This window comes from Halomonas sp. AOP43-D1-4 (assembly GCF_052446175.1).
GTDB lineage: Bacteria > Pseudomonadota > Gammaproteobacteria > Pseudomonadales > Halomonadaceae > Vreelandella > Vreelandella citrativorans.
Genome location: NZ_JBQSVY010000003.1, coordinates 236,266 through 252,282, shown reverse-complemented (window position 1 = coordinate 252,282; position 16,017 = coordinate 236,266). Strand labels below are relative to the sequence as shown.

Here is a 16,017-nt window from a genome sequence, read left to right as displayed (position 1 = left end):
AAACAACAACGCCCCATGGTTATGGGGCGTCACCTTCGATAAGACCGTAAATCTTGAGTTTCTTGCGCAGCGTACCGCGGTTTAATCCCAGTACATCAGCGGCGCGTGTCTGGTTACCTTCGGTATGCTCCAGCACGCAGGCCAGCAGCGGCGCTTCTACTTCGGCCATCACCATGGCGTACAGGTCGGTGGCCTGACTGCCATCGAGATGCTCGAAGTAGCGGCGCATGGCAGACTCCACGGCCTCTCTTAACGGCTGCGGCGGGGCGCTTGCCGCTGGGTCAGCGAGCGTACCCGCTAGTCGCGAGGGTAACTCGCTAGAAAGAAGATCGCGTTCGTTCATGCAGCATGGGTTCCTTTGGCTAATAGACGCTTGTCTGCGTCAAACGCCATGGCGTCGTTAATCCAATCAAATTGTGTTTCAGGTGATGCCAGCGCATTGAATTGCTGTTTTAGCTCGCGGCGCTTTGTATCGTAAAAGCGCAGATCACTTTCGAGATACCAGCCAATATGCTTGCGCGCAATGCGTACACCCATCGTGTCGCCATAAAAGGCGTGCAGCGCCGCTACATGCCCGGCCAGCACGTGACGACGCTCCTCCAAGCTTGGCAAAGCCAACTGCTCGCCATGCTGTAGGTAATGGGTTATTTGCTTGAAAATCCAAGGATTACCCTGGGCGCCACGTCCAATCATTACCGCATTCGCGCCGGTATAGCGTAGGACATCGGCTGCTTTTTCAGGACTTGTAATATCACCATTGGCAATCACTGGGATGGACAGACACGATTTGATATCGGCGATCGTGTCGTACTCTGCCCAACCAGTATAGCGCTGTTCGCGATGTCGGCCATGAACAGCGAGTGCCTGAATGCCTGCATCTTCTGCCAATCGAGCAATTCTCACGCCATTGTTGGATTCGGCGCACCAGCCGGTACGGATTTTCAAGGTAACCGGCACATCCACCGCCTTGACCACCGCATCTAAAATATCGGCAACCAAGACCTCATCGCGCAGTAGCGCTGAGCCAGCCGCCTTGTTGCAGACCTTCTTTGCCGGGCAGCCCATATTGATATCGATAATCTGGGCGCCCAGTTCGACGTTAAGGCGTGCCGCCTGAGCAAGCATCTGGGCGTCGCCACCGGCAATTTGCACGATCCGTGGGTCGGGCTCACCCGTATGGTCCATCCGCAGTTGGGACTTTCGGGTATGCCACAGGCTGGGGTCTGAGGTGACCATTTCGCCTACTACCCAGCCAGCGCCCAGCCGCCGGCAAAGCTGGCGAAAAGGGCGGTCGGTCACGCCTGCCATCGGCGCCAGTATGACCTGATTGGGCAAGCTGTAAGGGCCGATAGATGTCGATTGTAGCGTGGCTAATGTCATGGAGTTTGCGCTGCTGGATAAGCGAGTAGGCGTTCAGGGGGGCGTATGATACGCCTACTCGGAAGCGGAATGAAGGCTGTTTTGAAGATTAACCGGGTCGATGGCCTGTTAGTCTCACCCAGCCTTCACGAATAACCGGCTCATCCATCATTATGCCTTCTGCTTCGTAGGCCTTAAGCACGTCCTGGGCCTGGTTGGCAAGAATGCCTGACAGCGCAAGAAGCCCCTTCGGCGCGACATGTCCCGCAATCGTTGGCGCTAACTCCACCAGGGGGCCGGCTAAAATATTCGCAGTGACAATCGGGTAAGGGCCGCCTGTTAACTGCTCCGGATAATAGAGCGCGAGATTTTGCTCTGCAATATGATTGCGTTCGGAGTTATCGCGGCTAGCCTGCAGCGCCTGAGGGTCAATATCCGTGCCATCGGCGTGCTGAGCACCTAGCTTAAGCGCGGCAATGGCGAGAATGCCCGAGCCACAGCCAATATCCAGCACGTTCTTGTCGCCAAGTGTGCCATCAACCGCTAACTGATCAAGCCATTCAAGGCACAGTGCGGTAGTAGGATGAGTGCCGGTGCCGAAGGCTAAACCTGGGTCTAAAATTAGATTGACCGCGCCTGCTTCAGGCGGTGTATGCCAGCTAGGAACAATCCATAAGCGCTGGCCCATCTGGAGCGGTTTGAAGTCATCCATCCACTCGCGTTCCCAGTCGCGGTCGGCCAGCAGCTCATACTCAATGGTGGGGCAGGATTCATCGGGCATTTGTTGCGCCCAAGCGCTTTCGATGCGGGCCAGCATGCTTTCCACGCCCTCCAAATCATCGTACAGGCCGGTCAGAATGGTGTCCTGCCAAAGCGGCGTGGTGCCGCGTTCTGGCTCAAAGACGGGGTCATCATGGGCATCCTGAAGCCCAATGGCGGTAGCTCCCTCTTCAAGCAGTAGCTCTTCCAGAAGTTCAGCCTGTTCAGGCGCTACGTGGGCTTTGAGTTGCAGCCAAGGCATGGGGAGTCTCCGCGGTAGGCATAATCGATAACGGGGTGGGTTGGCCACCCCGTTGGGTATTACTCGGCAACACTATGAAATGCTTGCTTGGCACATGGAGCGTTTAGCCGGCAAGTTTCTTTTCTAGATAGTGAATGTTGACACCGCCCTGGCGGAATTGGCTATCGCGCACCAGGTCTTTCTGTAGGTCAATATTGGTTTTGATACCTTCGACCAGCAGCTCATCCAGCGCATTACGCATGCGCGTTAACGCGATCTCACGATCCTCGCCCCAGGTGATCAGCTTGCCAATCAGTGAGTCGTAGTGTGGCGGAACGGTATAGCCGGTATACAGGTGAGAATCCATGCGCACGCCCAAGCCGCCTGGGGCGTGATACAGCGTCACTTTGCCTGGTGATGGCATGAATGTGCGTGAGTCTTCCGCGTTGATCCGACATTCAAACGCGTGGCCGTTAAGCTTAACGTCTTCCTGGCGAATCGACAGTGGCAAGCCTGACGCAATACGCAGCTGTTCTTTGACGATATCCACGCCGGTGACCATTTCCGTTACCGGATGCTCAACCTGAACACGTGTGTTCATCTCGATAAAGAAGAACTTGCCATCTTCGTACAGGAACTCGAACGTACCGGCGCCGCGGTAGTTAATTTCAATACAGGCCTGGCGGCACGCTTCCAGTACGTCGGCACGTGCTTTCGGGTCGAGGCCGGGGGCAGGTGCTTCTTCAAGTACTTTTTGATGGCGGCGTTGCAAAGAGCAGTCGCGGTCATAGAGGTGGATCGCATTGCCCTGACCATCGGCCAGAACTTGTACTTCCACATGGCGCGGTTTCTCAAGGAATTTTTCCATGTAAACCGTGCCATCGCCAAACGCTGCCTGGGCTTCGTTTTGGGTAATGCTAATGGCGGACAGTAACTGGTCTTCTGAATGCACGACCCGCATGCCACGACCACCGCCACCAGCCGCTGCCTTGATGATAACGGGATAGCCTACACGCACGCCAGCCGCCAGGCTTGCGGCTTCATCATCGCCCAGGGGGCCATCAGAGCCAGGTACGGTAGGTACGCCCGCATTCTTCATGGCTTCAATGGCGCTCACTTTGTCGCCCATTAAGCGAATGGTTTCAGCGCGCGGACCAATAAAGGTAAAGCCGGAGCGCTCAACCTGCTCGGCAAAATTGGCATTTTCAGACAAAAAGCCATAGCCGGGATGAATGGCGCTTGAGTCGGTCACTTCGGCAGCGCTAATCAGCGCGGGAATATTCAAGTACGACTGGGCCGAAGAGGCCGGGCCAATGCACACTGCCTCATCCGCCAAGCGTACGTGCATCAGTTCGCGGTCAGCCTTGGAGTGTACGGCGACGGTTTTGATGCCCAGCTCTTTACATGCCCGTAAAATACGTAGGGCTATCTCGCCGCGGTTCGCGATAAGTACCTTGTCCAGCATGGGAGAGTCCACCCGTGTTGATGTGAAAGATTAAGCGAGGACGATCATGGGTTGATCAAATTCCACCGGCTCACCATCTTCCACCAGGATGGCTTCAACCACGCCGTCGCGATCAGCTTCAATCTGATTCATCATTTTCATCGCTTCAACGATACATACCGTGTCGCCTTGCTTAACGGTGTCGCCTACTTCAACAAACGATTTTGCACCCGGTGCCGGGCTGCGGTAGAAGGTGCCCACCATCGGAGAGTTAACGGCTTCACCGCGGAAGCTTGCGCTGGCAGGCTCCGCGTCAACGCTGGGCGCTGTAGGTGCTGCGGGAGCCGGTGCAGGCGCTGCAAAAGGTTGGGAATACTGGGGCATTGGCTGGGGCTGCCAGGTAGCACCGTTAGGATGACGGCTGATGCGTACTGACTCTTCGCCCTCCTGAATTTCAATTTCGCTAATGTTGGATTCTTCGAGCAGTTCGATCAGTTTTTTTACTTTGCGAATATCCATATTGGGCCCCGTAGATAGATGAAGGTTGCTGCCTAACACGCTAGTGATAACGCTTAAGTATCGCAATATTTAGCGCGCAGTAAACCAAGTTAAGAAAAGAAGAGAACGCAGCATGATGGTGAACGTTACCCCTCTAACAGCTTAAAAATCGAGCATTTAACTAATGTGGAGGCGGAGTTTGCCGAAAAAAGCGGAACATGTCCAGCGCTAGTCCAGTGCAGAGCCGAGGCATAAAACGCGGTATGCCTTGATGGCTATCTTTACCGTTTAGCGAAGAGCATGCTGTTATCGGTACTCAACAATTGCCCCCAGGGTACAAATAAAGTTCAGGCTTTTAGCTTAATAGCCACTGTTTTAAGGATGAAAGATGCTCTGCAAGCGCGTTGGCGGTGACCTCCCCTTGGATCCGCGCTGGGCGTATTTCTGCACCTTGATCAAAGAACAGCAGGCTGGGCGGCCCAAAAAGCTGGTACTGGTTAAGTAGCTGCCTACTTTCAGGGGTCGTATCGGTGACATCGACGGCAATTAGCGTGAAGCCTTCCAACGCCTCAATAACACGTGGGTCTGGATAAACTTCACGCTCCATAACTTTGCATGAAATACACCAGTCAGCGGTGAAGTGGACAAAGGCGGGTTGATGGGCACTGTTTGCCTGAGCAAGAGCTGAGCGTAGTTCATCCAGGCTATCCACGGTTACAAAATCAAGCGCCGTTTCTTGAGTGGCTGTAGCACTATGGGAAAAGCGCAGCGGTTGAAGCGGGTTATTATTGCCCTGAGCTGCGCCCAAAACGAGGGCAACCCCCCAGGCAAGCAGCATCAATCCCAGCGTTTGTCGCGCACGCGACCAACCTGACGGTGGGTTCAGACGTAACGCGCCCAGCGCCAGCGCGCTGCCTATCGCCAGTGCTGCCCAGAGCAGGAGTCCTACAGGCCCGGGTACAAGACGCTCAATCATCCAAATGGCCACACCCAGCAGCAATAAACCAAAGCCGGTTTTAACGCCGTTCATCCAGGCGCCTGTTCGTGGCAGTAGGGTAACGCCCAGCGTGCCGACCAGTAGCAGCGGCAACCCCATGCCAAGACCCAGCGCAAAAAGAACCGCGCCCCCAATAGCAGCGTCGCCGGTAGAGGAAATAAAGACCAATGCACCGGCAAGCGGCGCGGTAACGCAGGGCGATACCACCAGTACCGAAAGCGCGCCTGCCAGGGCGAGCCCTCCCGGGCCACTGCGTTGCGCCCGAGCTTGCCATGCCTCGATGCGGTGGGTCATGCGTGACGAGAAACGTAACTCGAAGGCGCCAAACATGGCGAGCGCAAACAGCGTGAAAAGTAACCCAAACGCTATTAATACAGGCGCCGACTGAAGGCGGGCCTGCAAGTTTAGGCCTGCTCCAAAGAGCCCCATTAAGACACCGACAATGGCGTAGGTCGTCGCCATGCCCAATACGTAGCTTGCCGAAAGAACAAACGCACGCGGTTTAGTCGGGTTCTGACCAACGATGATCGAGGAAAGAATGGGAATCATGGGTAAAACGCAGGGCGTAAATGTTAAACCCAGCCCGGCAATAAAGAAAAGCCCCAAGGCTAGCGGCAGGCTTGCCTCGCTTAGTAAGGCGCTAAAGCGGCTGTCGGCACTTTGCGGTGTGTTCAGCGCTTGACGAGAAGTGTTTGGGTTTTCCGACCCAGCGCTGGTAGTCGCTTGGGCAGGCGCGGCAATGTCTGTTGATGAGGGGCTGTTTTCGGCTAACCATTGGGCATATTGAGCAGGCGGCTGTGACTCAGCGGCCTGTAGTGGTACCTGTTCAGGTGGGTAGCAAAGCCCGGCATCGGCGCAGCCTTGAAAGGTAAGCTTAATGTCGATGGGACCTGAATAAACATGTTCAAGCGGTGTCTCAAACACCAGTATGTCGCGAAAGGTGTAGACATCGCCCATAAATTCGTCATTGGTAAAGGTGCCTTCGGGTAGAGCAGGGCTACCCAGTGCCACAGACGGCGTTTGGCTTTTAACGTCAAACTGATGTCGGTAAAGGTAATAGCCTTCGGCACTTTGAATGCCGATATAAAGTGTTTCGCCATCGTGCCAAGCGGTAGGCTGAAATGCCTCCATTACGGGCAGAAACTGATCGTTGCTGCTGGATGAAAACCATTGTGCGTGGGCGAATAACGGTAGCCAGCAGAGTAGCCAGAATAAACCTAATCGTTTGACGGATAACACGATACATCCTTAACGGCGATATGGCTGAAAAGCACCCGCATTAACATGGCGCATAATATGGAACGAGCGCTTGGTAGCACTTGTGAAAGATCCGCGCGCAGTGATAAAAAAATGGCTAGTGGGTGTAATAAGAAGGCCGCCTATTGGCGGCCTTCTTAATAGAGACAAAACAGCGCGTTTAGTTCACTTACGCCTTTTGGTAAGCGGCCGCTGATTTCTCAATAGCTTTACGCGCTGCTTCAACGCCTTCCCAAGACTCAACTTTTACCCACTTGCCTTTTTCAAGGTCTTTGTAGTTTTCAAAGAAGTGAGCGATTTGCTGACGCAGAAGCTCGGGCAGGTCGGTAACTTCCTGTACGTCATCATAAAGCGTGCTGAGTTTGGGGTGCGGTACGCATACCAGCTTGGCATCTTCACCTGCTTCATCGGTCATGTTCAGGATGCCGATGGGGCGCGCACGAATAATGCTGCCAGGCGCTACCGGGTGCGGTGTTACTACTAAGGCGTCGAGTGCATCGCCATCATCAGCCAGCGTATGGGGAATAAAGCCGTAGTTGGCGGGGTAAAACATCGGGGTCGCCATAAAACGATCAACCAAGAGTGCGCCCATATCCTTATCAATTTCGTATTTGATAGGCGAGTGGTTCGCAGGAATCTCGATCGCCACGTAAATATCGTTCGGCAAATCCTTTCCAGCTGGGATGTTATCGAAGTTCATCGTTGAGTCCTTAGAAGTTCTTGGGTGTTGCAGTGGCTAAGCAATTGATGCGTTGCACGAATAGTCGGGAATTATACGAAGATGGCTGGGCGATTGCCAATGCAACATGGGCGCAGCGCCGACGCTATCGCTTAATGGTAGCGGTAATTTGCTTTTATCGCAGTGGTCGCGACGTTTGGTGGGCATCGCAGTAAAGCCGTTGCGTGTATTATAGCGACCATGAAGTTTTGTCATGAAATTCTGTCATGAAATTCTGTTGAGCGGTTCGCCAAGGAGGATGAGTGGGGCATGCCCAGTTGCTGATCAGTTATGGTCAAGCGTTTGTTGCGCCTGACCGACGTTTGCATCGCAGCTCCATGTCGGTGCGTTTCCCTGATGCACCGCTATTAAAGGTCAAAGGGGGCTGCGCCGTTATCAGCGACTCTGTGTCGCGCAATACGCTGGCCAAACAGGCGGGTGATTTAAGTGTGCGTGGCTTTTTAGCGGATTACTTTTCTACGCCTGACCATTGGGACACTAAAACGTCAGCAACACGCGTGCTACGTGCACTCAATAGCTGGTGTTACAGCCAAAGCCAGCATGTAAAAGAGGGTGGCTTTGTTTCCTCAATGTCGGTGGTTGTCTTTCGTAAGTGCGAAGCGCACCTGTTTCATATGGGGGACACGCTGGTATTTCGCTTACGGGGCGCTGAGTTTGAGCAGCTGACGCGAGACCATGTGACCGATATTGGCGGCTACCACTATCCTTCCCGGGCGCTGGGAATGGATGGCAGTGTGGACATCGACTATACCCATCTGGGCCTTAAGCAGGGCGATATTTTTCTGTTCACCACGCGTGGCGTGCGCGGTACGCTGTTGCCTTCCGACTACGTACGCTTGATTCGCCAGGATGCCAGTGACCTGGATGCGGCTTGCGAACGCCTGGCCAGTGAAGCCAAGCAGCGCGCTCAAGAGCGAGGCTACGGAGGGGATCAATTTTGCTTTCAATTGGTGCGCATTGATGAGTTGCCGGAAGAGTCGCCGGACGACCCGGGGCTGATTTACGGTGATTTGCCGATTCCGCCTGAACTGGCGCCAGGCGAACGGCTTGATGGGTTGGAAGTGATAGAAGTTCTGTCGCGTAATGCGCAGTCTCGTGTCTATCGGGTAAGAGACGTGCATACCGAGCGTGAAATGGCAATGAAGGCGCCAAGCCCTGAGCTATCGCTCCGTAATGCCTATCTGGAGCATTTCCTGCTTCAGCAGTGGATCGTTGAGCGGGTTAATTCGCCTTTTATCGCTAAGGTCGTAAAGCCCTCAAGACCACGCCGCTATCTTTACTACTTGATGCAGCATGTTGAAGGGGACACGTTGCGCCAGTGGGCCGAGCGGCATCCTCAGGCCAGCCTTGTCCAGCGCTTGGATATCGCAAACCAGCTGGGTAAGGCCGTGCAAGCGCTGCACCACCGCGACATTATTCATCAGCAGATTACGCCGGATAATATTTTAATTGATAGCCACGGTAAGCTGATGCTCAACGATTTTAGCGCGTGCCATATGCGTGAGGTGGACGGTCACCGGCATTCAGGTGAGCTATTGCGCCAAATTGGTTTTAACGAACACACCGCGCCTGAGTATGCATTGGAAGATAGCATTGGCCGCCGCAGCGATCAGTACTCCCTCGCTTCAACCGTCTACTGGCTGTTAACCGGAGAGCTACCTTACCAACTTACCCCAAACAAGTTGCGCAGTCATACGGATTTAGAAGAACTTAGCTATCGCAGCTCGCGAACTCATAACCCGGAAATTACCCAAGAGCTGGATGATGCCTTACGGCGTGCATTGGACCCACAGCGTGCGCTGCGCTTTAGGCGTCAGTCAGAGTTTCTGCATGCACTGCGAGTTCCGCTAGGCCGTTTGCCTGTTCAAGAGGACACTCGCCAGGAGCCACGTCGTCATTTCTGGCAAGGCGTCGCCGGTGTGCTGCTGCTGCTATTGGTGCTTTCGTGGCTATTAAGGTGATGTGCTAGCTAAAAAAACGGGCGATGAGATAATCATCGCCCGTTTTGGTTACCGCCGTTGGCAACCCCGAAAGGGGGCGCCTTATAGCGTAAATGTGGGAAGTTTTTGGTCCACTTTGGCAAGTTTCAGCTTAGCCACTTTGGGCAAGCCGTTCTCAAAGGGCGGGAAGTCTTCGCCTTGAATCAACGGTGAGAGGTAATCACGGCATGCCTGGGTAATCGCAAAGCCGCTTTCGCTAATAAAATCACGCGGCATGAACTTTTCCTGGTTGGCAATCTGGGCCAACGGCGCGGAAATAACATCCCACTGATAGGGTGATTGAGAAATGCGGCGAATCGCGGGCATCATCGAGTTCTTGCCTGCCAGCGCGAGCGTCACGGCTTCACGGCCAACCGCATAGGCTTGTTCAACGTCTGTTTTCGAGGCCAAGTGGCGAGCTGCACGCTGTAAGTAGTCAGCGACGGCCCAGTGATACTTGTAGCCCAGGTCTTGCTTGATCATGCCGGCAAGCGTAGGCGCAACACCACCCAACTGGCGATGACCAAAGGCATCGGTATTGCCTGCATCGGCCAGGAAGGTGCCGTCTTCATAACGTGCGCCTTCTGATACCACGATGACGCAGTAGCCGTTCTGTTTCACGCTTTTCTCAACCCGCGCCATGACGGCTTTACGGTTGAAGGCGATCTCGGGGAAAATAATCAAGTGAGGCGGTTCACCTTCGCCTTCACCGGCTAATCCGCCCGCCGCTGCAATCCAGCCGGCATGGCGCCCCATCACTTCAAGCACGAAGACTTTGGTCGATGTTGCGCACATGGAGGCGATATCAAGAGAGGCTTCACGGGTAGAGGTGGCAATATATTTGGCAACGCTACCAAAACCTGGGCTGTTATCGGTAATCGGCAGGTCATTATCCACGGTTTTAGGCACGTGAATAGCGGTTAGCGGATAGCCCAGCTTTTCTGAAAGTTGAGAGATCTTCAGGCAAGTGTCGGCACTGTCGCCACCACCGTTATAGAAGAAGTAGCGAATGTTATGTGCCTTAAATACCTCAATTAAACGCTCGTACTGAGTGCGATGGGTATCGATATCTTTTAGCTTATAGCGGCAAGAACCGAATGCACCGCCGGGCGTATAGCGTAATGCGGCAATCGCTTCGTCGCTTTCCTGAGTAACATCAATGAGGTCTTCGGTTAATGCGCCAATAATGCCGTTATGGCCCGCGTATACCTTGCCAATTTGTTCGGGAGCTTGTCGGCATGCTTCGATAACGCCGCAGGCGCTGGCGTTAATAACGGCGGTAACGCCGCCTGACTGGGCGTAAAAGGCATTATACTGAGCCATTGAAACGTCTCATCTTTTGAAAAGCGAAAAAGTAAAGCACACAGAAAGCGTTGAACGCCTTCATCAACGGTGCATGTAAAGTGTCGAAGTTTAGCGTAAAGCCCACGTCACTGCATCCAGCTTGGGGTTATTCACCGTCATCCATGTCCTGCTCTCGTTGGGCCAGGCGCCATCCGCCCAAGTCTTTATAACGGTTAACCATGGCGCAGAATAACTCCGCCGTGCGTTCGGTATCGTAGCGTGCTGAGTGTGCTGCTTTATTGTCAAATTCGATACCGGCCGCACGGCAGGCTCGGGCCAGTACGGTTTGGCCGTAAACAAGGCCTGCCAGCGTCGCGGTGTCAAAACTTGAGAAAGGGTGGAACGGATTGCGTTTAACGTTGCAGCGATTAGCGGCAGCGTTAAGAAACCCCTGATCAAACGCCGCATTGTGGCCGACTAAAATGGCGCGCGAACATCCATGGGCTTTTATAGATTTGCGTATAGGGCGGAAAATTTCACCCAGCGCTTCTGTTTCGCTGAGCGCTACCTGGCGGCGTAGTGGGTCATCCAGATTGATACCGGTAAAGTCCAGCGCTGACTGTTCAACATTGGCCCCTTCAAAAGGTTGAATGTGATAAGCGTAGGTCGCATCAGGCAGTAGGTTTCCTTCCGGGTCCATGGTGAGCGTGACGGCTGCAATTTCAAGCACGGCATCACTGTGGGCATTGAAGCCGCCCGTTTCTAAATCAATGACAACCGGCAGATAACTGCGAAAACGTTGGGCCATTAATTCGCGGGCAATTGCCTCGCTCATGCAGCTCTCCTTAGTACAGCGAGTAATCGTCAAAAATGGGCGGTAAGCCGCCTCCTGGATGGTGTGATTCTAGCAGGTTTCTGTATAAGGCGTCGCTGACGGTATTCGCTAGCCATAGAGAACGCTATACTTGGCGTTTACTTTGATACGTTGTGCGCTTAAAGGCGCCGTATTCGCTGGTGAGCGTCGTTTCACACACGTGGTTTTTATAAACGGTTTTATAAACAAGGAGCAAAGAATGTCCGATGTCAAAAAGGTTGTGCTGGCATATTCAGGCGGCCTGGACACCTCTGTAATCGTTAAGTGGTTGCAAGAAACTTACAACTGCGAGGTAGTGACCTTTACTGCCGACATCGGTCAAGGCGAAGAAGTCGAGCCGGCACGCGCGAAGGCACAGGCACTGGGTGTTAAAGAAATTTACATTGAAGATTTGCGCGAAGAGTTTGTACGCGACTATGTCTTCCCCATGTTCCGTGCCAATACCGTTTATGAAGGCGAGTATTTGCTGGGCACCTCCATTGCACGCCCACTAATCGCCAAGCGGTTGATCGAAATCGCCAATGAAACCGGCGCCGACGCTATCTCTCACGGTGCAACCGGTAAAGGTAACGACCAGGTGCGCTTTGAGCTGGGCGGTTACGCACTGAAACCTGGCGTTAAAGTGATTGCGCCGTGGCGCGAGTGGGATCTAACGTCTCGTGAAAAGCTGATGGCTTACTGCGAAGAGCACAATATCCCGGTCGACTTCTCCAGCAAGAAGAAGAAATCGCCGTACTCCATGGACGCCAACCTGCTGCATATTTCCTACGAAGGCGGCATTTTGGAAGATCCGTGGGCCGAAGCTGAGGACGATATGTGGCGTTGGAGCGTATCGCCTGAAGCCGCCCCGGATCAGCCTACGTATGTTGAGTTGACGTTCGAGAAAGGCGATATCGTTGCCATCGACGGCGAAGCACACAAGCCGCACGAAGTGCTTGAGAAACTCAATAAAGTAGGTGGTGATAACGGCATTGGCCGTTTGGATATCGTAGAGAACCGTTACGTGGGCATGAAGTCGCGTGGCTGCTACGAAACACCTGGCGGCACCATCATGCTTCGCGCCCACCGTGCCATTGAATCGCTGACGCTTGATCGTGAAGAAGCCCACCTCAAAGATCAGCTAATGCCGAAATACGCAGAAGTGATCTACAACGGCTACTGGTGGAGCCCCGAGCGCCGCATGCTGCAAGCCGCTATTGATGAGACGCAGGCAAACGTCTCGGGCGTTGTGCGCATGAAGCTCTATAAAGGTAACGCCACCGTAGTAGGACGTAAGTCCGAGCAGTCGTTGTTCGACGAGTCCATCGCAACGTTTGAAGATGACGCCGGTGCTTACAACCAGAAAGACGCGGAAGGCTTTATCAAGCTGAATGCATTACGTTTACGGATCGCCGCTGGCAAAGGTCGTCAGCAGAGCTAATTCCGATCAAAAGCGGCAGGTTTTCCTGCCGCTTTTTTTCTAACGCGAGGAGCCCGTATGTTTAAAAAGCTCTTTTCAGGACTGTTGGGTGGCGGCAGTAAGTCGGCCACTAAGGCGGTCACCAATGCCGCGGAACCGGTGGAATACAAAGGCTATTCGATCGTTTCTCAGCCCGATCAACAAAGCGGTCAATACCGCGTCAGCGGTTGGATTAGCAAGGCTGACAGCAATGGTGAACCGCGTGAACTTCGCTTTGAGCGTTCCGATATGCTCCCTGGCCGCGATGCTTGCGATGCCATGATGGTGACCAAGGCACAGCGTTTTATTGATGAAGTGGGCGATGAAATGTTTAAGCCTGACCCTCGTCATGCGGGCAGTGAGCCAACAATGACGGATAACCAGCAAACGCCAAGCGCCTAAGGCGCAGGCGTGCCTTTGTTAGGCTCTGCTTCTGGTAGTGTCAACACAAAGCAGGCGCCCTTGAGTACTTGGGCATCCTCTACCCAAAGCCTGCCACCCATGTGAACAGCAATTGCCCGGCTGATAGGTAAGCCTAAACCACTGCCTTTAGGGCGACCACCGGTGGATGTATCGCCCGGCTGTAGCTGGTGGAATTTCTCGAATACATGTTCACGTGCGCTTGGCTCAATGCCTGCGCCATTATCTTCGACGCATAAATAAACGTGTTGATTCTGTTTATACAAGCGCAGCAAGACGTGTGGGTCTGCCGGGTCGGCAAATTTGCTCGCGTTATCCAGCAGATTGATAATAATTTGCTCCAGCCGGTCCGGGTCGCCAATAACGTTGGAGGGTCGTTCTAAAATAGTGATTTCAAGGTGGACATTACGTTGCTCTTGTAGTCGCGCAATCGCTTCAAGGCTATGGTCGGTAAGCGCTGCTAGATCCAGCGTTTTTGCATCAAACGTCATACGGCCACTCTCCAGACGAGCAAGATCCAGAATTTCATCAATCAGCCGTGAAAGGCGTTGGCTCTCAAGTACCATGACGTGCAAAAAGTGCTGTCGTTTTTCCTCGGGAACGGCCTGAGAACCTGACAGGATTTCTGCAAATGCGCGAATGGAGGTGAGCGGGGTGCGCAGCTCATGACTCACCATCGCTACAAACTCATCCTTTAAACGGTCCAGTTCACGGAGTCGATCATTGGCGCTTTGTAAGTCCTTGCCGATTCGCGTCAGCTCATCCGATTTCTGTTTTAAACGACGGTTGTACTCCAGCGTTTGCGTGGTGATGTCCAGCATGCTGAGCAATGACTCAATATCGAGTGCTTCACCGCGAACCACCGAGTTGATCAATACGCGCGCTGACGCATTACCCAGTGAGCCTGCCAAGGCCTGTTCTGCGCGCATGATAAGTTCATCAGCGGCAGGCTGGTCTTTTTGCAATGTGCTAAGGGTTTGGGTGTGCGTTGAAAAAACCTGCTGCGCCGCTTTAAGTCCTAAGTAGCGCACCAATAGCTCATGCAGAGCACCTTGCGTTGTTTGGCCACGTTGAAGCGAAGTGGTGGGCAGGTTGGGGTGCAGCGCCTCGGTAAACAGGGCGGCCTGGGTTTGTTCAAGCGGGGTGGAGCGCGTAAACAGTGAAATGCTCACTAACAGACCTGCGTTGACAAACATGCTCCAGAGAAGGGAGTGCGTATAAATGTCCCATCCTTCCAACCCAAAAAGCGCATAGGGCGTCAGCCAGCCAATACCCCAAGGGCCTTCGGTGAGTAGTGCGCTATCCAGCCATCCGGACTGAGCAAACCCAGGCAGAAGCAGGGTGTAGCTCCACATGAAGAATCCGCCGATTAAGCCATACACTGCCCCCAGCCGGGTAGCGCCACGCCAATAAAGGCCAATTAGCAGGGCCGGTGCGAACTGTGCCGCGCCGACGAAAGACACCAGGCCGATGGTGACTAAACTGTAGGAGTCGCCGATGAGCGCGTGGTAGAGATAGCCGAGTAGCAAGATAAGTACGATGGCGACCCGGCGTATTCTTAAAAGCCACCGGGCAAGCCCGCCTTTACTGTCTGTATGCAGCGCCTTGAAACGTAGCAAGAGCGGCATGATCAGTTGGTTGCTGACCATAGTGGAGAGCGCAATGGTTTCAACAATGACCATGCCCGTTGCCGCAGAAAGCCCGCCAATAAAGACCAGCAGGGGAAGCCCTTCAAGCCCCGCAGAAAGCGGCAGGGTCAGCACAAAGCTGTCTGGGTCTCCCGCATCGAGCAGTAAACCGGCCAGGGCAATAGGGATCACAAATAGGTTGATCAGGAGTAAATACAGGGGGAATAGCCAACTGGCCCTGGCAAGATGGCGCTCGTCGATATTTTCAACCACCAGCACCTGGAACTGACGTGGTAGGGTTAGGAACGCCAGAAAGGCAAGGACCAACATGCCTACCCAGCCGGTTGCTCCACCTGGAACGCTTTCCAGGTGCATTAATTGACTTAAGGCAGGCGTTTGGGCGACCTGAGTAAATAGCGAACCTGGCCCCTCAAACAGGATAAAGACAACAAAAATCCCCACCGCTAGAAAAGCCACCAGTTTGACAATAGACTCCAGCGCAATAGCCGCTACCATGCCTTCATGACGCTCGCTGGCATCCAGATGGCGTGTGCCGAATAAAATAATAAAAACGGCCAGTACCAAAGCAACCCACAAGGAGCGGTCCATCCAGAAACGCTCGTTATAGAGAATCGACTCAGCGCTTTGTGGGTAGCTAATGAGTACCGCATGGCTCACCGTAATGGCCTTTAGCTGTAGGGCTATATACGGCGTAATGGTAATCAGCGATATGAGCGCCACCAGCGCGCCAAGACTGGCACTTTTGCCATAGCGGGCGCTAATAAAGTCAGCAATGGAGGTGAGCCGTTGGCGTGCGGCAATGCGCACCATTTTGCGGATGATAAAAGGCGATAGCATCATCGCAAGCGTTGGCCCTAAATAGATAAGTAAAAAACTTGGGCCAAACTGCGCCGCGCGCCCGACACTGCCGTAGAATGTCCATGCCGTACAGTAAACGGCAATAGAAAGGGCATACACCGTTGGTGAGTTGATAATGGAACGGCCTTGCACCGCCCGGCGGTCGCCCCAGGCCGCTACTAGAAAAAGCAGGCCTAAATAGCCGAACACCGCACTTAGTATCAGCGCATCCGTTCGCATGA

Annotated in this window: 13 protein-coding genes; 3 read left to right on the top strand and 10 right to left on the bottom strand. The window is 53.8% G+C overall.

The annotated features are described in order from the left end of the window. Positions 1 to 19: 19 nt before the first annotated feature. The 7 genes from fis to ppa all read right to left on the bottom strand — a co-directional run bounded on the left by fis (position 20) and on the right by ppa (position 7,255). Positions 20 to 343: a DNA-binding transcriptional regulator Fis gene (fis, locus tag ACT3RQ_RS04800; protein ID WP_087105564.1), complete on the bottom strand. Its 324-nt coding sequence runs from the start codon at positions 341 to 343 to the stop codon at positions 20 to 22. Further along, positions 340 to 1,380, bottom strand: coding sequence for a tRNA dihydrouridine synthase DusB (dusB, locus tag ACT3RQ_RS04795; protein WP_444680076.1), 1,041 nt, complete (start codon positions 1,378 to 1,380; stop codon positions 340 to 342). Before dusB ends, fis begins: the two co-directional genes overlap by 4 nt. Positions 1,381 to 1,468: 88 nt before the next feature. Then, positions 1,469 to 2,380, bottom strand: a complete 912-nt coding sequence (gene prmA, locus ACT3RQ_RS04790; protein WP_193054360.1) for a 50S ribosomal protein L11 methyltransferase — start codon at positions 2,378 to 2,380, stop codon at positions 1,469 to 1,471. 103 nt (positions 2,381 to 2,483) lie between these two features. Beyond that, the gene (gene accC / locus ACT3RQ_RS04785) at positions 2,484 to 3,824 is read right to left on the bottom strand and encodes an acetyl-CoA carboxylase biotin carboxylase subunit (protein WP_444680075.1); all 1,341 of its coding nucleotides are present in this window, start codon (positions 3,822 to 3,824) and stop codon (positions 2,484 to 2,486) included. A 30-nt stretch (positions 3,825 to 3,854) separates the two neighbouring features. After that, entirely contained in the window at positions 3,855 to 4,322 is a 468-nt protein-coding gene (gene accB / locus ACT3RQ_RS04780) for an acetyl-CoA carboxylase biotin carboxyl carrier protein (protein ID WP_172116519.1), read from the bottom strand. A gap of 334 nt (positions 4,323 to 4,656) precedes the next feature. Then, entirely contained in the window at positions 4,657 to 6,537 is a 1,881-nt protein-coding gene (gene dsbD, locus ACT3RQ_RS04775; protein WP_444680074.1) for a protein-disulfide reductase DsbD, read from the bottom strand. A gap of 187 nt (positions 6,538 to 6,724) precedes the next feature. Beyond that, positions 6,725 to 7,255: an inorganic diphosphatase gene (gene ppa / locus ACT3RQ_RS04770; RefSeq protein WP_087105558.1), complete on the bottom strand. Its 531-nt coding sequence runs from the start codon at positions 7,253 to 7,255 to the stop codon at positions 6,725 to 6,727. Between the two features lie 281 nt (positions 7,256 to 7,536). Here ppa and ACT3RQ_RS04765 point away from each other — a divergent pair, with 281 nt between their 5' ends. Further along, the gene (locus tag ACT3RQ_RS04765; RefSeq protein ID WP_193054357.1) at positions 7,537 to 9,255 is read left to right on the top strand and encodes a bifunctional protein-serine/threonine kinase/phosphatase; all 1,719 of its coding nucleotides are present in this window, start codon (positions 7,537 to 7,539) and stop codon (positions 9,253 to 9,255) included. Positions 9,256 to 9,336: 81 nt separating this feature from the next. Here ACT3RQ_RS04765 and ACT3RQ_RS04760 read toward each other — a convergent pair whose 3' ends face one another. Both ACT3RQ_RS04760 and rnt read right to left on the bottom strand, forming a co-directional pair. Beyond that, positions 9,337 to 10,596 carry a 6-phosphofructokinase gene (locus tag ACT3RQ_RS04760; protein WP_193054356.1) on the bottom strand — a complete coding sequence of 420 codons (1,260 nt, stop codon included), beginning with the start codon at positions 10,594 to 10,596 and terminating at the stop codon, positions 9,337 to 9,339. Positions 10,597 to 10,723: 127 nt separating this feature from the next. After that, positions 10,724 to 11,392 (bottom strand): ribonuclease T, encoded by a 669-nt coding sequence (gene rnt, locus ACT3RQ_RS04755; RefSeq protein WP_193054355.1) that lies wholly within the window; start codon positions 11,390 to 11,392, stop codon positions 10,724 to 10,726. Between the two features lie 238 nt (positions 11,393 to 11,630). Here rnt and ACT3RQ_RS04750 point away from each other — a divergent pair, with 238 nt between their 5' ends. Beyond that, entirely contained in the window at positions 11,631 to 12,851 is a 1,221-nt protein-coding gene (locus tag ACT3RQ_RS04750) for an argininosuccinate synthase (RefSeq protein ID WP_193054354.1), read from the top strand. Positions 12,852 to 12,908: 57 nt separating this feature from the next. Continuing rightward, positions 12,909 to 13,271, top strand: coding sequence for an HlyU family transcriptional regulator (locus tag ACT3RQ_RS04745; protein ID WP_193054353.1), 363 nt, complete (start codon positions 12,909 to 12,911; stop codon positions 13,269 to 13,271). Here ACT3RQ_RS04745 and ACT3RQ_RS04740 read toward each other — a convergent pair. Next, positions 13,268 to 16,015, bottom strand: a complete 2,748-nt coding sequence (locus tag ACT3RQ_RS04740) for a sensor histidine kinase (RefSeq protein ID WP_193054352.1) — start codon at positions 16,013 to 16,015, stop codon at positions 13,268 to 13,270. The two genes, ACT3RQ_RS04745 and ACT3RQ_RS04740, sit on opposite strands and share 4 nt — an antisense overlap. Between the last annotated feature and the right edge of the window lie 2 nt (positions 16,016 to 16,017).